The organism is Gulosibacter sediminis (genome assembly GCF_030011715.1).
Lineage (GTDB): Bacteria > Actinomycetota > Actinomycetes > Actinomycetales > Microbacteriaceae > Gulosibacter > Gulosibacter sediminis.
Genome location: NZ_JASCYH010000023.1, coordinates 1 through 18252 on the forward strand (window position 1 = coordinate 1; position 18252 = coordinate 18252).

15 protein-coding genes are annotated in these 18252 nt (G+C 68.3%); 7 read left to right on the forward strand and 8 right to left on the reverse strand.

The window, feature by feature from the left end; translation table 11 throughout:
• The first annotated feature begins 102 nt into the window (after window positions 1-102).
• The 3 genes from QM019_RS08425 to QM019_RS08435 are packed head-to-tail and all read left to right on the forward strand — an operon-like array spanning window position 103 to window position 5372.
• Entirely contained in the window at window positions 103-1332 is a 1230-nt protein-coding gene (locus QM019_RS08425; RefSeq protein WP_193128630.1) for an MFS transporter, read from the forward strand.
• A 21-nt stretch (window positions 1333-1353) separates the two neighbouring features.
• Window positions 1354-3129 carry an HSP90 family protein gene (locus QM019_RS08430; protein WP_282852609.1) on the forward strand — a complete coding sequence of 592 codons (1776 nt, stop codon included), beginning with the start codon at window positions 1354-1356 and terminating at the stop codon, window positions 3127-3129.
• An 11-nt stretch (window positions 3130-3140) separates the two neighbouring features.
• A complete protein-coding gene (locus tag QM019_RS08435; RefSeq protein WP_282852610.1) occupies window positions 3141-5372 on the forward strand; it encodes a hypothetical protein in 2232 nt (743 codons plus the stop codon).
• Here the strand turns inward: QM019_RS08435 and QM019_RS08440 are convergent.
• Window positions 5369-6238 (reverse strand): RDD family protein, encoded by an 870-nt coding sequence (locus QM019_RS08440; protein ID WP_125107746.1) that lies wholly within the window; start codon window positions 6236-6238, stop codon window positions 5369-5371. The two genes, QM019_RS08435 and QM019_RS08440, sit on opposite strands and share 4 nt — an antisense overlap.
• Before the next feature lie 16 nt (window positions 6239-6254).
• On the opposite strand from QM019_RS08440, the gene QM019_RS08445 reads away from it, so the two are divergent.
• Genes QM019_RS08445 through QM019_RS08455 form a run of 3 tightly spaced genes read left to right on the forward strand, consistent with a single transcriptional unit; the run spans window position 6255 to window position 9404 of the window.
• On the forward strand, window positions 6255-7250 hold the full coding sequence (locus tag QM019_RS08445) for a stage II sporulation protein M (protein WP_282826994.1): 996 nt from the start codon (window positions 6255-6257) through the stop codon (window positions 7248-7250).
• Window positions 7240-8721, forward strand: a complete 1482-nt coding sequence (locus QM019_RS08450; protein ID WP_282852611.1) for a sensor histidine kinase — start codon at window positions 7240-7242, stop codon at window positions 8719-8721. The genes QM019_RS08445 and QM019_RS08450 overlap by 11 nt, the downstream gene beginning before the upstream one ends.
• Entirely contained in the window at window positions 8718-9404 is a 687-nt protein-coding gene (locus QM019_RS08455) for a response regulator transcription factor (RefSeq protein ID WP_282852612.1), read from the forward strand. The genes QM019_RS08450 and QM019_RS08455 overlap by 4 nt, the downstream gene beginning before the upstream one ends.
• 6 nt (window positions 9405-9410) lie before the next feature.
• Here QM019_RS08455 and QM019_RS08460 read toward each other — a convergent pair whose 3' ends face one another.
• The 7 genes from QM019_RS08460 to QM019_RS08490 all read right to left on the reverse strand — a co-directional run bounded on the left by QM019_RS08460 (window position 9411) and on the right by QM019_RS08490 (window position 17468).
• Entirely contained in the window at window positions 9411-9806 is a 396-nt protein-coding gene (locus QM019_RS08460) for a hypothetical protein (protein WP_125107750.1), read from the reverse strand.
• 129 nt (window positions 9807-9935) lie between these two features.
• Window positions 9936-11408: an HNH endonuclease signature motif containing protein gene (locus QM019_RS08465; RefSeq protein ID WP_282852613.1), complete on the reverse strand. Its 1473-nt coding sequence runs from the start codon at window positions 11406-11408 to the stop codon at window positions 9936-9938.
• A gap of 329 nt (window positions 11409-11737) precedes the next feature.
• On the reverse strand, window positions 11738-13045 hold the full coding sequence (locus QM019_RS08470) for a DUF58 domain-containing protein (protein ID WP_282852614.1): 1308 nt from the start codon (window positions 13043-13045) through the stop codon (window positions 11738-11740).
• An 8-nt stretch (window positions 13046-13053) separates the two neighbouring features.
• Complete coding sequence (locus QM019_RS08475) at window positions 13054-14007, reverse strand: AAA family ATPase (RefSeq protein WP_125107753.1); 954 nt, start codon at window positions 14005-14007, stop codon at window positions 13054-13056.
• Complete coding sequence (locus QM019_RS08480) at window positions 14000-15292, reverse strand: DUF4350 domain-containing protein (protein WP_282852616.1); 1293 nt, start codon at window positions 15290-15292, stop codon at window positions 14000-14002. The genes QM019_RS08475 and QM019_RS08480 overlap by 8 nt, the downstream gene beginning before the upstream one ends.
• A complete protein-coding gene (locus QM019_RS08485; protein WP_282852617.1) occupies window positions 15289-15936 on the reverse strand; it encodes a DUF4129 domain-containing protein in 648 nt (215 codons plus the stop codon). Before QM019_RS08485 ends, QM019_RS08480 begins: the two co-directional genes overlap by 4 nt.
• 5 nt (window positions 15937-15941) lie before the next feature.
• Entirely contained in the window at window positions 15942-17468 is a 1527-nt protein-coding gene (locus QM019_RS08490; protein WP_282852618.1) for a hypothetical protein, read from the reverse strand.
• Window positions 17469-17567: 99 nt separating this feature from the next.
• Between QM019_RS08490 and mtrA the strand changes: the two genes are divergently transcribed.
• Window positions 17568-18251 (forward strand): MtrAB system response regulator MtrA, encoded by a 684-nt coding sequence (mtrA, locus tag QM019_RS08495; RefSeq protein WP_282827015.1) that lies wholly within the window; start codon window positions 17568-17570, stop codon window positions 18249-18251.
• Window position 18252 lies beyond the last annotated feature (1 nt).

Genomic DNA, 18252 nt, shown 5'->3' on the forward strand with positions numbered 1-18252 from the left:
CCCCTCGCGGGGTTGTTGTTTATTTTTTTGTGCTCCCGCCCCCAAAAAAAAAAAAAACCCCCACCACTCAACCGTTCTTCGCGAGTGGAGGAGAGGGAACTGATGGTGGAGAGTCGTGAGGGTAGGGCGCAGCGCGCGCCGAGCATCCTGCTGTTTGTGTTGATCGCCGCGATGGCGGTCGGCATCGTCTTCAACTTTGGCGTCACCTCGCTGAGCGCGCCGCTCATCGAAACGTTCGGCATCACCGACGGCCAGTTCGGCATCATCCTCTCGACAATCTTCCTCTCGGCCGGCCTCACGTCGACGCTGCTCGGTGTGCTCGCCGACCGGCTGCGCACCATCGTGCAGTTCGCGATCATCATGGTCGGCACGCTGCTCGCCTTCGTCATCACGATCGTCTGGCACAGCTTCGCTGGCTTCATCGTCGCCGCGCTCTTCGTCGGCCCGGCTCAGGCGATGTCGAATCCGGTGACGAACCGTCTCATCGCGACGCGCGTGCCGGCCGCCCAGCGCTCGACCTGGATGGGCTGGAAGCAATCGGGCGTGCAGATGGGCATGCTCGTCGCCGGCCTCAGCTTTCCCCTCATCGCGACGGTCGGCGGCTGGACCGCCGCCGCGACCTTCGGCGCCGCGATCAGCGCCGCCTGCTTCGCGATCAGTTGGATCGTGCTCAACCGCCTGCGTCGCCCGGCCAACGGCGGCACCGCCCCGGTAACCGGCACGATCGTCACGAACCCCAGCGAGGCGACGAAGCTGCCGCCCGCGGTCTGGGTATTCGCCGCCATCTCATTTCTCAACGCCGTCGGCACGCAGGGCGTCAACACCTACGTATCGCTCTTCTCGATCCGCGAGTTCGACTTCCCGGTCGAGCTCGGCGGCCTGCTGCTCGGCGTCATCGGCGTCATCGGCATCCTCAGCCGCGTCGGCTGGGGCCGCGTCAACGGCAGCTGGGGCCGCCCCGCCCCGCTCATCTCGGTCATGAACCTCGGCGGCATCGCGGGCCTCGGCGCGCTCTGCCTCGCGTCGATCACCGGCCAGGTGTGGCTCGTCTGGGTCGGCATCGCGATGCACGCCGCGCTCCCGCTCGCCGCCAATGTCGTCATCAACTCCGGCATCATTGCGGCGGCGCCGCGGGCCCGCATCGGCATCGCCTCCGGCCTCGTCTCGGCTGGCATGTACCTCGGCTTCGCATCGGGCCCCGCCATCATCGGCTGGCTCGTCGACCATACGGGCGGATTCCTCGCGAGCTGGGGCGCCGTGGCCTGCACCTACGCGCTCTGCTTCGTGCTCGCGCTGATGCTTGCCTACCTGCAACGTGGAGATCGCACATAAAACGGTCTCTATGCTGGCGGGGTGACAACCGAGAACTTCCAGGTTGACCTGCGCGGCATCGTCGAGATCCTCTCGCACCACCTCTACTCGAGCCCGCGGGTGTTCGTGCGCGAGCTCATCCAGAACGCGCGGGACGCGCTGGTGGCGCGCGAACGCCTCGGCCAGTCCGCCGCATCCGGCCAGCAGGCACCGATCGAGCTCATCGTCGACGAGCCGCGCCGCGCGCTGCTCGTGCGCGATGCGGGCATCGGACTGACGGAACAGGAGGCCCGCCAGTTGCTCTCGACCATCGGCGCCTCGAGCAAGCGCGGCGAGTTTGCGCAGGCCCGCCGCGACTACCTCGGCCAGTTCGGCATCGGCCTGCTCTCGTGCTTCCTCGTTGCCGACCAGATCGAGGTGCGCTCGCGCAGCGCCCGCGAGTCGAATGCACCGACGATGCACTGGATTGGAAGCGGCGACGGCACCTTCACCGTGACCGAGGCGGCCGACCCGCTTGAGGCGCCCGGCACCGAGGTGTGGGTGCGGGCGCGGCCCGAAGACGCCGGCTGGGTGAGTTTCGAGCGCGTCGAGTTGCTCGCGTCGAAGTTTGCCGGGCTGCTGCCGGTGCCCATCACGGTGCACCGCGGCGCTGATGGCAGCCCCGGCCGCATCGTGAGCAGGCAGACGCCGCCGTGGCAGCTCGCCGGGCCGGACGCGCTCGAGTGGTGCTTGCGCACCTTTGGCATGTCGCCGCTCGCGGCCTTCCCGATCGACGTGCCCGTCGCGGGCGTGCGGGGCCTCGCGTTCGTCTCGAGCAACTCGATCTCGAGCAAGCATCGCGGCGGCGACCGCGTCTTCTCGAACGGCATGTTCGTCGCCGACGACAACACGCAGCTCGTGCCCGAGTGGGCGACGTTCGTGAAGGTCGCGCTCGAGGCGGGCTCGCTGACGCTCACCGCATCCCGCGAATCGCTGCAAGAGACCGAGCTCGTGCGCGACGTGCAGGCCGAAGTCGGCCGGCAGCTGCGCACGGGCATCGAACGACTCGCGGCCGAGGGCGGCGACCGCTTCAAGCAGTTCCTCGACGTGCACTCGACGAACCTGCTCGCGATGGCCGCGGCCGACGACGCCATGCTGCAGTTCGTCGCGCGCCACTATCTCTGGGAGACGAGCTCAGGCCTCGTGCCGTTCGCGCAGATGCCGAGCAAGATCAGTTACGCCTCAACGGTGGGGGAGTTCAGTGCGAACGCCTCGCTCGTCTCGGCGCAGGGTGGGATGCTCGTCAACGGCGGCTACACGCATTCGATTGCCGTGCTCGAGGCATTCGGCAGGGCCCAGACGCGCGTGCGCGTGAGCCTGTTCTCTCGTACCGAGCAACTCGACGCGCTGCCGCAACCGAAGCCCGAGCGGCAGGCATTCGTCGAACAGCTGAGGGCCGTCGCGACGCCGGTGCTGGACGAGCTCGGCGTCGGGCTCGACCTGCGTGACTTCGCCCCGGCATCGGTGCTCTCGCTGCACGTGCCGCCCCCGCCCGCCGGGTTCGACTTCGCCGAAGAAGCCGCCGACGATGACCCGTGGGCCGCCCTCACCGGCGGCACCAAGCAAGCCGACCCCGTCGACCGACGCCCGAAACTCGTACTCAACGTGCGCGCCGACGCCGTGCGTGCCGTCGTCGCGGCCCGCACGCTGCAACTGCAGCAGCAGGCCGTGCGCGCCCTCTACCTCCTCAGCCTGCTCCAGGCAGGTCAACGACTCAACGCCGACGAGCAGCGAACCCTGGCCGATGCGCTGGGTGAGTTGCTCGTTGCGGCCACCTGAAAGGGAAACTCATGATTCGATACGACGAAGTTGCCGATCTCGAGGGGGAGCAGGCGATTCGCGTCCGCGCTCTCATCGACCGCAGCTCGGCGATCTGGGACATGCCGCTCGACCGCGGCACCGCGGAGGCGTGGGAACAGCAGGTCGCCGACTGCGAGGCCGAGGGCGTGCCGCACCTCGCGGCGAGCGCCCGCTACGGGCAGTACTCGCTGTTCTCGCAGACCGGCAAGGCGCAGGAAGCGCTCGAGGCGTACGCGCGCCTCATGCAGATCATTGCCAGGTACGGCGACCACCTGCACCCCGACAACCTCGCGACGTTCCTCGAGTCGATCAGCACCGTCGCCTCGACGCTCGTCGACGACCCGAGCATCCCGCGTGCCCAGCTCGAGCAGGTCGTCGGCCTCGTCGAGGCGCAGATTCGCGAGCGGGGCCTCGACCTCGGCGAGGCATTCCTCGCGAAGGCCGAGCTCGCCGCCGACTTCGGCGACCGCGACGCGACGCTGCAGCACCTCAACGAGTGGCTCACCGCCGACAACGACTACTGGCAGCCCGGCAGCCCGTACAGCTCGGTTTACGAGAACTCGATGCTTGGGCGCGTCGACCCGCAGCTCGCCCTGCGCACGCTTGAGCAGCGGCTCGCAGCGCTCGGCGTCGGCCCGGGCCTGCTCGACCCCAACCATCCCGAGCTGGCGCACCTCGTGAGCCTCCGCGCCCGCCAGGGCGTGCTCTACGCTCGTGCGGGCCAGCGCGAGGTCGCCGCGCAGATCGGTGACGAGCTGCGCGAACAGTTCGAGCTCGACAGGCTCATCGACGAGATCGAGGCCCAAGACCTCCTGGTGGTGCTCGAGCACCGCCGCGACGAGGCGGAGGAGTTCGCCGACCACCTCCTCTCCCAGCTCTACCTCGACGACACGAACTGGCGCACCACCGCCGCGGTCGCCCGCGTGCGCGTGCTCGCCGACCCGGCGAATGACGAGGGCTGGCTGCTGTTCAAGATCGCCGAAAATGCGGCGAAGCTGCACGACGAGCGCGGCGGTGTCGCCACCCGCCACCAGGATGAACTGCGCGAGTTCTGGCTCGAGGGCCTGCCAGATGCGCCGAAGCTCGACGTCGTCGACAACGCGGAGGTGTGGGGCGACCCGCAGGCGCGCGCCGAGCACATCCTTCGGGCAGGCTGGCTGCCGCGACAGACACAGGGCGTTTCGGTCGATCGCGCGCCCGTGTCGATGAACAAGCGTTACCACGAGACCATGATGGCGGTGCAGGAGCTCAGCGAGGAGTCGACGCAGCCCGAACTCGTCGACAAGATCATTGCCCGGGCGCAGGAGCTTCGCCTCACGACCGTCGTGTTCGGCACGCTCTTCCTCGGCGCGATGCAGCACGCCGTCGTGGGCAACAACCGTGCCATGCTCGAGGGCCTCACGCACACCCAGCGCCTGCGCCTCGACGACAACGACGCCATCGAGCCCGGCGTGCGCGCCGCCGCCGAGGGTGGTTACGTCGATGTCGTGCACCAGGCCCTCGGCGACCCCGACGTGTCGATCGACTCGGTTGCCGAGTTCATCACCCTCGAGCACGAGGTGCGCGCGAAGGTCGGCGGCCCGACGAGTCAGCTCGCGCTCGGCCAGGCGCAGGTCGCGGCCCAGCTCGGCGATGTCGACGCACTCAAGGAACTCCTCACCACGTTCACGCGCTGGCTCGAGCACGAGCGCGAGCGGGTCGACGAGCATAAGTTGATGCTTCAGGCCGCCGGCCTCGTCGCGCCGTTCAGCCCCGACTACGCAGCAGAACTCGCCAGCCAGGTGCTCGCCGAGACGCACGACGCCGAGCACCGCCGCGCCGCGCTCGCCTGGGTGGCGTGGCACGAGCTGCTGGACGGCCGCACCGATCGCGTGTCCGAGGTCGTCGCCGGTATCGAGGAAGTCGAGCGCGACCTGAGCGAGTTTGGTTCGGTGCCCGCCTCGGTGCTCGTGCAGCTCGCCGAAACGAACCCCGACGAGCTCGCGTGGATCGTCGATGCCGCGCTCGAGACCGTCGACTACGAGGGTTCGCCCGCCGACATCGACATCTTCGCGACCGTCGCGCACTTCCTGCTCACGAACCGCCCGGCTGACCCGCGTGGGCCCAAGTTCCGCGCCGACGCGCAGCGCATCGCCGACGCGCTCGATGCGCGCAACGGCAACCGCTTCCAGGGCTGGCGTCTGCACACGCAGTGGCTGCGCGACGTGCAGCAGGAAGGCTAACCGCGGGTCGGGAAGCCGTGCGGGTTGCCGTGCAGCACGCCCTCGAGGCGGGCCGAGCGCTGCCGGCGCCGCTGCATCCCGAGGTATTCGCGGTCGCGGCGCACGACGCTGACGCCGACGAGGAACGTCTCAGCGTCGACGTCGGGAATCGGATGCACGTAGGGTCGCGCCCGGCGCGCCAGGTCACCCGCGAGGTGCTGGCGCGCCGCCGGCGAGAGCTTGTCTGACTGCACGAAGAAGTCACGGATGCGTCGGGCGAGCGGGTCGGGCAGGCGCGCCACGTCGGCGACGCGGGCCCAGCCCGCGAGCTGCGGCGGCAGCGTGAGGGCGAGCGGCTGCGGCCGCGGCGCGCGCTCGTACTGCGCGTAGGTGCCGGCGAGGAAGTCGCCGACGCGCTTCGAGCGGCCGTTGAAGAGGCCGACGAGGGCGGCGATACTGCCGAGCGTGAGGAAGATCTCGGCGAGGCCCGCGAGGGCGCGCACGAACGAGTGGCGGAAGCCGATCGCGCCGCCGTCGTCGCGCACGACGCGCAGGCCGAAGATGAGCTTGCCGAGCGAGCGGCCGTTCGAGAGCACCTCGACCGTGAGCGGCACGAGAATGAACCAGAGCACGGCCCAGGTGATCTGAATCACATTGACCCACACGTCCTCGAACTGCACGTTGTTGTTCTGCAGGAAGTTCGTGAGCATCCAGGCGAGCCCGAGCAGCGATACCAGGTAACCAACGAAAATCACGAACGCGTCGATCGCGGCGCTGCCGGCGCGCAGCAGCCAGCCGGCGGCCGGGATGCTCAGGGCAACACCCTCGCCAATGACGACATCGTCGTCGGCAAACGAGGCAACTCGGGGCGCGGGCTGCGAAGACATGAGAGTATTTCACCACATGGACATCGACGCCTACGCGGCCGCGCAACGCGCGGAATGGGAGCGGCTCAGCGAATTGTCGCGCAGCCGCCGACTTAGCGGCGCCGAATCGGATGCGCTCATCGAGCGCTACCAGGCCGGCGCGACCGACCTCTCGGCCATCCGCACGGCGACCGGCGACAGCGCCGAGAGCGTGCGCCTCTCGCTCGACCTTGCTCGGGCCCGCCGCCGCTTCACCCGCGTGCGCCGTAATGTGCTCGTCGTGCTGCGCGAGTTTTTCGTCGAGCAGCTGCCCGCATCGCTCTACAGCGTGCGCTGGTGGACCCTCGCGGCCGCGGTGCTCACCGTCGTCGCGGCCGTGTTCTCGTACTTCTGGCACATGTCGAACCCCGAGATCCTCAGCTTCTACGGCAGCCAGTCCGGGCTGCAGCAGTATGCCGAGGAGGACTTCATCAACTACTACTCGGAGTATTCCGAGTCGGCCTTCACGGCCCAAGTGTTTACGAACAACGCGTTCATCGCGGCGCAGTGCATCGCGTTCGGCATCACCGGCATCTATCCGATCTTCGTGCTCATTCAGAACGGCATCGGCCTCGGCATGTCGGCCGCGGTGCTCGCGTCGTTCGGGCACCTCGACGCGTTTTTCCTCTGGATCGCGCCGCACGGCCTGCTTGAGCTCACCATGATTTTCGTCGCGGGTGGCGCGGGCTTCGCACTGTTCTGGTCGCTCGTCGTGCCCGGGAATCGCACGCGCGTGGATGCGATGGGTGCGGCCGGGCGCACGCTCATCATCGTCGCGATCGGCACGACGATCTTCCTGTTGCTCTCGGGACTCGTCGAGGGCTTCGTCACGCGTCAGGACTGGCCGTGGCCGGTGAAGATTGGCATCGGTGCGCTCGCGCTCGGGTCGTATCTCGCCTACAGCCTTGTGCTCGGCAGGCGCTCGTACCTGGCCGGGCATCGCGGCGATCTGCGCGCATCCGAGGCCGGCTATACCCAGGTCTATGCCGACTAAGGCGATGTCGCTGCGCAATCGCGTGCTCGTCTCCCTTATTGGCATCACCGCGATCACGCTGTTCATCACGACGCTCGTCGACTTCGTCATCGACTGGCTCGACTACGACGAGCAGGTCGCGGGTGGCTTCGATCGCTCGTATGCGCAGGTGACCGAGCTCGCGCGCAACGGGGTCGACCCGGCGACGGGGGAGCCGTTCGCCTCGGCCGAGTCGCTCGTGCAGCTCGCGATCGAGCGCGCGGTGTCGGAGCCCGGACAGGGCTTCCTCGGCGTCGTCGACGGCGAGGCGCGATGGGCGGCGCCGACGACGGTGCCGCTGCGAGTCGAGGACGACCCGGAGTTCGTCGAGCGCGTCGAACGCGAGGTCGAGGGGGCGGGCGGCACGACCGAGCTCACCTTTGGCACTGCCGAGCGCACCTATCGCGTGCTGCTCGTGCCGATCGCGATGGCGGCCAACGACCCGACCGACGGCACCGATGCGTTCATCATCGCCTATGACGTGTCGACCGGGCGCAACGCACTGTTGCAGCAACATCTCGTGAGCCTGCTCGTCGGCGCCGTCGTACTCGCGCTCGCCGGGCTGTTCGCGTGGCGCGCGTTTGGGCGCGTGCTCGCGCCGCTCACGGCCGCGCGCCAGACGGCCGAGGAGGTCACCGCATCCGATCTCAGCAGCCGGATTCCGGTCGAGGGCAACGACGATCTCGCGCTGCTCGTCGGCACGATCAACGCGATGCTCGACCGGCTCGAGGGCGCGTTTGCCGGCCAGCGCGAGCTGCTCGACGAGGTGAGCCACGAGCTGCGCACCCCGCTCACGATCGTGCAAGGGCACCTTGAGCTGCTCGACGAGCACGACCCCGAGGAGGTCGCCGACACGCGTGCGCTCGTGCTCGACGAGCTTGCGCGCATGAACCGGCTGATCGAGGATCTCTTGCTGCTCGCGAAGTCGGGCCGCCCCGACTTCGTGCGCCGCAGCGAGGTCGACCTTGCCGAGCTGCTCGACGGCGTCATGCAGAAGGTGCGACCGCTCGGCGACCGCGACTGGCAGCTCGACTCGCGGCCCGAGGTGGTCGTGCGCCTCGACCCGCAGCGCATCACGCAGGCGCTGCTGCAGCTCGCGGGCAACGCGGTGCAGTACTCCGAGCCGGGCAGCCGCATCGCGCTCGGCGCCTACCTCGAGCCGAGCACCGGCCTGCTGCGCATCTGGGTGCAGGATGCCGGGGTCGGCATCGCGCCCGAGCAGCGGCAGCGCGTGTTCGAGCGCTTCGAGCGCGAGGACGATGGCGGCGAGTTGCCGACGATCGGCGGCGGGCTCGGCATCGGGCTCGCGATCGTCACCTCGATCGCCCGCGGCCACGATGGCACCGTCGACCTCGAGTCGCAGCCCGGAGTTGGCAGCCGCTTTACCCTCGTGCTTCCCCTACGTCAGTCCGAACCCGACCCCGAACTCGAAGCGAACGGAGCCGCAGCGTGACCAGCATCCTCATTGTCGAAGACGAGGCTCGAATTCGGGCCTTCATCACCAAGGGCCTCAAGGCCGCCGGATACGCGGCGGTCGGTGTTGCGACGGGGCGCGAGGGCATCGATCACGGGCTGAGCGAGGAGTTTGACCTCATCGTGCTCGATATCGGCCTGCCCGACATCGATGGCTTCGACGTGCTCGATCAGCTGCGTGGCTCGGGCGTGCGCACGCCCGTGATCGTGCTCACGGCGCGCACCTCGGTCGACGACACCGTGCAGTCGCTCGAGACCGGCGCCGACGACTACATGCCGAAGCCGTTTCGGTTCGAGGAACTGCTCGCGCGCGTGCGGTTGCGCCTGCGCGCGACGGCGGATGCGCCGGGCTCATCGTCGCCGGCGAGCGCGACCTCGCTCGAGCACGGTGGCGTACGCCTCGATCTGCGCACCAGGCGGGTGACCGTCGACGGCGCCGAGGTGGAGCTGTCGGCGCGGGAGTTTTCGCTCGCGCAGGAGCTGCTCGAGCATCCGGGTCAGGTGCTCACGCGCGAGCAGCTGCTGTCGCGCGTGTGGGGCTATGACTTTGACCCGGCGTCGAACGTCGTCGATGTGTACATTCGCTATCTGCGCCGCAAGCTCGGCAGCGACCGTATCGAGACGGTGCGGGGAGTCGGCTACCGGCTCGCAACGCGCTCGTAGCTGGCGCTAGTCGTCCCACTCATCGTCGTCATCGTCGTCCCAGTCGTCGTCATCGTCGTCGTAGCTGCTGCCGCTGCCGCCGCCCGACCCTGATCCGCTCTCGGGCTGGATCGGCTGTGCCGGCGCGGGGTTGACGGGCTGTGGCTGGGGCAGCGAACCGGAGTCCGATGCGTCGTCGGTGGAGGTCGGCGTTGCCGTCGGCGTCTCGTTCGGCGTTGCAGACGGCGTGGCCGGGGGAGTTCCGGTCGATGTTGGAATCGGCGTGCCGCTCGCGGGAATCGTGACGGCGTCGCTGACCTCCTGCTGCTGGTCGCTGTTCGCGATCGAGATGCCCGAGAAGGCGAGCAACGCAAGCACGAGCACGGATGCGGCAGAAAGCAGCACGGGGGCGAGGCGATGCATGGCAGGTCTCCTATTCGGTCTCGGGATGCTGCGAGCGTATCGAGCGCGTCAAGTCACCCGCATGAGGCAGAGATGAGAGATCTCTCATGTTTGCAGCCTCGTCGACTTCGATGACGGACTCCTCCCTCGTTAGAACGGTGCCGGGTCGTTGATCGCGTCGTCGCCCTGGTCGTCGACGGGTTTGAAGATGGGCCCGACCGGTGCAGGTTCGACCGTCACCCACTCACCACGCGGCGTTTTCCACCCGACCTTGCCGCCGCCGAGTTGCTCGCACTCCCACGGACGTTGATGTTTCAGCGTGTGGTGTTTTGGACAGAGGTGTCCCAGGTTTTCGACGTCGGTTTTGCCGCCCGCGGCCCAGGGTTTCGTGTGATCGAGTTCGCTTTGATGTGCCGGTCTGCGACAGCCCGGGAACCGGCACACTTGGTCCCTCGCCTGCAGGAACCGTCTCATCGAGGGGGTCGCATGGCGCGAGTCGACGGTCAACACGTGCCCGGTGATCGGGTCGGTCAGGATTCGTTGGAAGCACTTCGCCTTCGACGCCATCTCACGCGCTTCGGTCATGCTGATCGGGGTCATCCCGTTGATCGTTGCGACATCGCGCGGCGCGTCGGGGTTGAGGAGGTTGAGCACCGGGATCACGATGCTCACCGTCGCGTTCACTCGCGAGCCACCCTTGGCCTCGTGTTCGTGCATGCTCTGCGGCGTCGTCGTGAGGAAGGTTTCGACGAACAGGTCGGCCAACAACTGCCGCACCGTGCGTTGGTCCTCAACGAACTCCGAGTCGGCGGGGGAGAGTTCTTCCCCGCGTGCCTGGGCCTCGCGGACGCGGCGTCGGTGTTCGTCGGCCTCGTTCACGTTGTCCTCGCGCAAGGCTTTGGCTTGCTTGTTCATGAGGTCGTACATCGCGTGCGCCTGCAACGTCGGGACGTCGGCGGTGATGCGGGACATGCCGAACTCGCGGTCCTCGATGGTCACGTGCCGGGCTTGGTATTCGTGCTCGAACGCGGCCTCGAACTCCTCGGCCCCGAGTTCCGCCGCGAGCTTCCGCGCGAATGCGTCGGTCGCGGCGACGGTCTCGCCCTTCGCGAACTCGAGCACCTTCACGGCGTATTCGTCCAACCGCGCGTCCGGCACGATCCCCGCATGTCGCAACAGTGCGCGGGCGTGCCGCATCGTCACCGCCGCTTCACGGAGCGGGTCGAGCCACACGACAAAGTCGGTGCCGAGCCGGTGCGCGTCATACGCCCGGTTCAGTAGCGCGGTGTCGGATTCGTTGGTGTGGATGCCGAACTCCGCGACGATCGATCGCAGGTTCAGCCGCAACAGGTCGTCGGGACTCGCCACTGACGAGCGTTCCTGCAACTGTGCGTAGGTGCGGTGTTCCGCGACGGCGTAGGCCTGCGCGAGGCCCATCATCTTCAGGTACGCGCCGGTCTGCTCGAGTTTCGTCCCATTGAGCACCATCTCTTCGATCGCCTCGAGTGCATCATTGAGCCCATCGTTCTCTGGTGGAGGAGTGGTGCCGTCTGGCCGGTGCTTCGGTGCGCGACGAATCGGCTCATCTGAGTCAGAGCCGGGGGGACGGGTCGTTGCGGGCATCGGGCGTCACCTCCTCGAAGGTGCGTCAATGGGGGAACCGTTGTAGCAAGCATATGCGGATGCACTCACGAATGCAATGGAAATAATGTTCTAATCAGGTTGGGGTAGATGTTCGAGGTTTCGAGCATTCGAGCATTCGAGCATTCGAGGCTTCGAGGCTTCGAGGTTTCGAGGTTTCGAGCGCCGGGTTTCGGTCTTGGTTCACTCTTGCACGAGCCTCCGACATGGCTTCGGACGGCGGGTTTCGTGGCGGATTGCCGACTAGTTTCAGTTCGGCACAAGCCTCCGACAGCACAGACCCCAGCACCAAGCCCCGACCCCCAACCGCCCTAAAGCCGCCCAGCCTTCTTCAGCTCCAAATACCGGTCGGCAACCCGCGGCGGCAGCTCATACGGCGTCGCGGTAATCGTGTCGACGCCCAGCTGGCCAAGCGCGCGGCGGACGCGCTGCGCATCCAGCATCGACCGCTCGGCGGCGGCGGCCCGGAATACGGTCTCGCGCTCGCTGAGATCGCGCGCGGCCTCGGCCACTTCGGGATCGGTCACCGAGGCCACCAAGACAAGGTGGCGCTGCGCGAGCTCGGGCACAGCCTCGAGCAGGGCGCGCGAGGAACCCTCGTTGTCGGCGGTCGTGAGCAGCACGACGAAGGCGCGGTGCGTCGTCACCTCGCGCACGAGCTTCGGCACGTCGAGCCAGTTCATTTCGAGCAGCTCGGGCTCGACGTTCGCCATGGCGTCGGTAATTTTCGCGAGCACGGTCGGTCCGCTTGCCCCCTGCACCCGCGCGCGTACGCGCTGGTCGTACGACACCAGGTCGACGCGGTCACCGGCGCGCGTTGCCAGCGCGGCGAGCAGCAGCGCCGACTCGATCGCGGTGTCGAGCCGCGTCTCGTCGTCGATGCGCGCGGCCGAGGTACGGCCCGAATCGATGATGATCACGACGCGGCGATCGCGCTCGGGCCGCCAGGTGCGCACGACGAGCTCCTGCTGCCGCGCGGTCGCGCGCCAGTCGATCGAGCGCACATCGTCGCCGCGTACGTACTCGCGCAGCGAATCGAACTCGGTGCCCTGGCCGCGCACCTGCAGGGTCGTCTGCCCATCCAGCTCGCGCAGGCGTTGCACGCGCGAGGCGAGGTGCCGACGCGAATTAAAGGGCGGCAGGATGCGCACCCGCCCGGCTGACTTCAGCGTCGCCTGCCGCGCGACCAACCGCAGCGGTCCCCACGACCGCACGACGACGAGTTCGCTGCGCCGGTCGCCGCGGCGCCACGGCTTCAAGACAGTGGTAACCGCGCGCCGCTCGCCGGCGGGGATGCGCACGCGCTCGCGCATCCGCGGGGCGCCGGCCGAGGGCTCCCACGCGTCGCGCACCTGCGCGTTCAGGGTGCGCCCGGCGAGGTTCGTGAGCAGCAGCGTCGACGACACCGTCTCGCCGAGCCGCACGCGCTCGGGTAGCTCGCGGGCGATCGAGATGCGCCGGGCGGGCGTCGCGAGCAGCCAGTCGATGACGCCGAGCAGCAGCCACACCAGCAGCACAATGCCGAGCGTGGCCAGCGCGCTGCCGGCCGTTGTGCCGAACAACATGACTGGCAACGCCCCGAGCAGGAGCAAGCCGACGTAGATACCGCTAAATGCCATGACGTGAACTAGATCGGAACCTGCACCTGCTGCATGATCGACCGCAGCACAGAGTCAGCAGAAACCCCCTCGAGTTCGGCTTCGGGCTCGAGCACGACGCGGTGGCGCCAGGTCGGCAGCAGCATCCGCTGCACGTGGTCGGGGGTCACGGCGGGGTGTCCGTAGAGGTACGCGCTCGCCTTCGCGACGCGCAGCAGCGCCGTTGCACCACGGGGCGAAACGCCCATGCGCACCGAGGGTGACTGCCGCGTTGCGCGGGCGAGGTCGACGACGTACGCGAGCACATCCCCGCTCACCTGCACCTGCTGCGCCTCGGCGCGCGCCTGCTGCAGCTCGCTCGCCCCGAGCACGCGCTGCACGCCGACGGAGCCGAGGTTGCGCGGGTTGAAGCCGGCCGCGTGGCGTCGCAGCACCTCGATTTCGGCGTCGCGTGGCGGCAGGTCGAGCACGAGTTTGAGCAAGAATCGGTCGAGCTGTGCCTCGGGCAGCGTGTAGGTGCCCTCGTACTCGATCGGGTTCATCGTGGCCGCGACCATGAACGGGTCGGGCAGCTTGCGGGTGACGCCGTCGGCCGACACCTGGCGTTCTTCCATCGCCTCGAGCAGCGACGACTGCGTCTTCGGCGGGGTGCGGTTGATCTCGTCGGCGAGCAGCAGGTTCGTGAACACGGGCCCCTCGCGGAACTCGAACTCGCCCGACTTGTTGTCGTAGACGAGCGAACCGGTGACGTCACCGGGCATGAGATCGGGCGTGAACTGCACGCGCTTCGTGTCGAGCGCGAGCACCGTGCTCAGCGTGCGCACGAGCAGCGTCTTCGCGGTGCCCGGCACCCCCTCAAGCAGCACGTGTCCGTCGGCGAGCAGCGCGAGCACGAGCCCCTCGACGGCGGCGTCCTGCCCGACGACGGCCTTCGCGACTTCGGCACGTACGCGGCCGAGCTGGTTACGGATCTGGTCACTCATCGGTTGGGTGCTCCTTCGTGGCGGGTCGTCGTGTCGTCTCGGTGCGGCCCGTCGCGGCGCGCACGCGCCGTTCGAGCTCGGCGGCGGCGTTCGCGAGGTCCACGAGCGCCGAATCGGTATCGGGGTGGCCGACGAGCAGCACCTGGTAGGCGTGCTCGCGAGTCACCCCGGCGGTCTGGGCGGTCGCCTCGATCACGGACTCGCTCGCCTCGCCGCGACCCAGGCCGAGCAGTTCGGCAAGGCGCGTGATGGTGCCGAGGCGGATACTGTCGAGCGCGTGGAGGCGCGCGTCGCTGTTGTCGTAGAGGCGGGCGCGGCCCTCGATGGTCTCGGCGGCCGGCACGGTGACGGGCAGGCGTTCGGCGATGAGCGGGCCGAAGCGGCGGCCACGCCAGATGACGCAGGCGACACCCACGCCAAGTAGCAGAATGATCACCGGCGTGAGCCACGGCGGCACATAGTCGCCGAGCGAGGGCGTGTCGGTGAGGCTGTCGGCGCTCGACGGCGTGTACCAAACGAGGTGCTCGTTCGCGCCGAGCAGATTGATGGACATCGCGGCGTTCGCCGACTCACCGATCACCGCGTTCGTGAGGTTCGTCGGCGCACCAAGCACGACGATCTCGACGCCTTGGTCGACGCCGACCACGACCGCGTAGCCGTCGCGCACCTGATAGCAGCCGACCGAGTCGCCGGTCGGCTCGTACTCGTGCCCGCCCTCGTTCGTGATCGCGGGGGCGAGCTCGCCGAAGCCGCAGGCCGAGCCCGCGTCGAACGTGGCCGCCGCATCCGGGTCGTCGTCGTTCGACGAGAACTGCCCGCCGAACGTCGCGACGCGGCTGCTCAGCTCGTAGCTGCTGCCGGCCGGGTTGAGCAGCACGATGCGGTCGATGTCGCCGAAGTAGCCGGCGGCGATCTGGTCGATCTGCTCTTCGGCGAGGATGGACGAGGGGTCGTCGATCACCACCGTCGTCGAGCCGCCCGAGTCGAGGCCCGACGAGAGTTCGTCGAGCGAGGTGGCGTGCGTCGTGTCGACGCCCTGCTGGCCGAGCACCTCGAACAGCGCCTTCGCGCCGTTGGGCGCCGGAGAGGTCGGGTCGAGGGGTCGGTTCGAGACCGAGCCCATCGAGCCGAGCGCGAGCACCGTGACGAGCGCCGCGGCGATGAGGCCGCCGACGGCAAGAAGCCAACTGCGGATGCGACGCCAAGCGCCCCGCGAGTCCGGCGTGAGTGACTCAGCCGCGACGGGCGCCGTGGCGGTCAAGGTGTCGGTGGCGGATGCGGTCATCGCGTCAGCACCTCGGGCTCGGGCAAAAGGTGGGGTCGCGTGTGCTCGAGGCGGGCGTCGAGCTCGCGCACCTGGCGGTAGTCGTCCTCGCTCGCGGCGAGCCCCGCGTAGCGCACCTGGTCGAACGAGCCGGATGCGCGGCGCAGCTCGGCGACCTCCCCCGGGAACGGCGCGGCCGCGGCCGCGGCGACGCCCTGCGCCGTGGTACCGGGGCGGAGGCGAATCACGGTGCGGTCGGCGAGCCCGCGGGCGATCGCGCGATAGCGTTCGGTGAGCGCGAGCGACCAGTCGGACATCGCGGCGGCCGCATCCGCCGCCGCGCGCAGCTGCGCGACCGTGCGAGTGTCGTTGTCGAGGAATACGGCGCCGTGCTCGGCCCGACGCCGAGCGACCGCGCGGGGCCGCCCGAAGATCACGACGAGCACGACCACCGCGATGATGCCGAGAATGATGAAGATCCACGCTGGGTTGATGCCGAAGGCGCCGTTGGGTGTGAAGTTAAACAGCGACGCGAACCACTCCCAGAGGTCGTTGAAAAACTGGTCGATCGGGTTCGGTTTCGCCTGCTGATACTCGCCCTTCGACAGCTCCTGCAGGAGCCAGTCGCGAGCGGTGTCCTCGTCGGGGTCGAGTGGAATCGTCATGCGGCCTAGAACGGTCGATGCTGCGCGGGGCCGTTGGCCTGGTCGGTGCCGTTGCCAGAGTCAGTGCCTGCGCCGGATTCGTTGCCGTTGCCCGACTGCTCGCCTGCGCCGCTGGATGCATAGGGCGAGCTCGGCGGGTTGTCGGATGCCATCGACGCGCCGTACGGCTGGTACGGCTGCTCCTGCCCGGCCGGCGCTTGACCGTATCCAGGCTGCGCGTATCCCTGCTGCCCGTACGGCTGCTGCCCAGGCTGCGCCTGCCCGTATCCGGCCTGCCCATACGGCGCCTGTCCATACCCGGCCGGCCCGTACTCGTCAGCGGGCTGCGGGAACGGCTGCTGCGGCGCATACCCGGCGGGCGGTGCGGCGGGGCCGAGGTCGGGCGCGGTCCAGGGGTCGCGCTCGGGCTCGCGGCCCTCGTTGTAGTCCTCGGCCGCCTGCTGGAGGTGGATGTTGAGCCCCTCCTTGCGCATCCGCAGGTCGGTGTACATGATCGCCGCGTTACCGCCGAGCAGCACGGCCGAAATCGCCTGCAGCACGGTCGACAGCAGCACCGAGAGCAGCGCCATGCCGATGGCGACGCCGATAACGACGCCCTCCTGGCCGGTCGTGGTCTGGCCAAACGGCACGAGCACGCTCGTAAAGGAGAAGAGGAAGCTGAAGATGCCCGAGATGGTCTGGGTCGCGACGCTGACGATGAGCGAGACGAGGGTCCAGATGCCGAAGGTTCGCCAGAAGTAGCCGTTCGTGAGGCGCCAGCTGCGCGCGATGGCGCTGATCGGACCGTAGCCCTCGAGCACGATCGACGGCACCGCGACGAGCAGCTTCGTGTTCACCCAGAAGAAGAAGCACATGCCGGCCAACACGAGGAATATGCCGAGCAACAGCAGCAAGACAACCGGGTTGTCGTTCTGCACGAGGATCACGATGAAGAAGATGATGGGCAGCAACAGGATGCCCATGATGAGGATGCTCGCGACCGCGACCACAACGACGTAGCCGAGCACGGCCCACACCCGGCCCCAGGCGGTGCGAAACGCCTCGCCGAGGGTGAGCTTGCGTGAGAGTGTGCCGGCGGCAACCACTTGGGCCACGATCACCTGCACGAGGCTGCTGCTGATGAGCGAAAGCACGATGCCGGGGAGGAGCGCGAGCAGCAGCCACGTCATCATCGAGAGCGCCAGTGCGTCCTGATCGCCGACCGCGGCCATCGAGATGCGGTTGATGCCGATGATGAGGGCGATGGTCGGTAGCACCGCAGTGACGAGCCCGGTGATGAGCTGAATCAGAAACGCGCCGCCGAAGCTCGCCGCGACGTTGACGCGCAGGAGGCGGAAGGTCGCGCTGAAGATCTCACCGAAGGTGAGCGGGCGCAGGGGGAACAGGCCGGGCTTGGGCGGCGGGCGCCAGCCGAGCGGCTGCTGCGGTGCGCCGCCTTCGAAGTTCCACGAGGCGGACCCCTGCGGTTGTTGCCAATTGCTCGCACCCTGGGGCGTCGCTCCGGGTTGATTGGGGTACGGCTCGTAACTCACGCATTCATCGTCCCACAGCGGGGCCGCGCGTTTCATCGTCCACAAGAACGACCACGACCGGGTAGGCTCTGGCTAGGTCATCAACATTGGGGAGGACACGTGCCCGGTCGGGTTTTGGTCGTCGATGACGACACCGCATTGGCCGAAATGATCGGCATCGTGCTCGATTCAGAAGGCTACGACCCCAGCTTCTGCTCCGACGGCTCGCTCGCCGTCGCGAAGTTCCGCGATGAGGAACCCGATCTCGTGCTCCTCGACGTCATGCTTCCGGGCATGGATGGCATCGAGATCTGCGAGGCGATCCGCGCCGAGTCCGGCGTGCCGATCATCATGCTCACCGCGAAGTCCGACACGACCGACGTCGTGCGCGGTCTCGAGGCGGGCGCCGACGACTACATCGTCAAGCCCTTCGACCCGAAAGAGCTCGTCGCCCGCATCAAGACGCGCCTGCGCGCCACGACGAGCGAGCCGAGCGAGGTCATCAAGGTCGGCGACCTCACGATGAACCTCGCGGCGCACGAGGTCATGCGCGACGACACCTCCATCAACCTCACGCCGCTCGAGTTCGACCTCCTGCACACGCTCGCGGCAAAGCCGAACCGGGTGTTCACGCGCGAGGAGCTCCTCGAACACGTGTGGGGCTACCGGTTTAAAGCCGACACCCGGCTCGTCAACGTGCACGTGCAGCGCCTGCGCGCGAAGGTCGAAATTGACCCCGACCAGCCGAAGATCGTGCAGACGGTGCGCGGCGTTGGCTACCGGGCGGGTCACACCGGCAACTAGG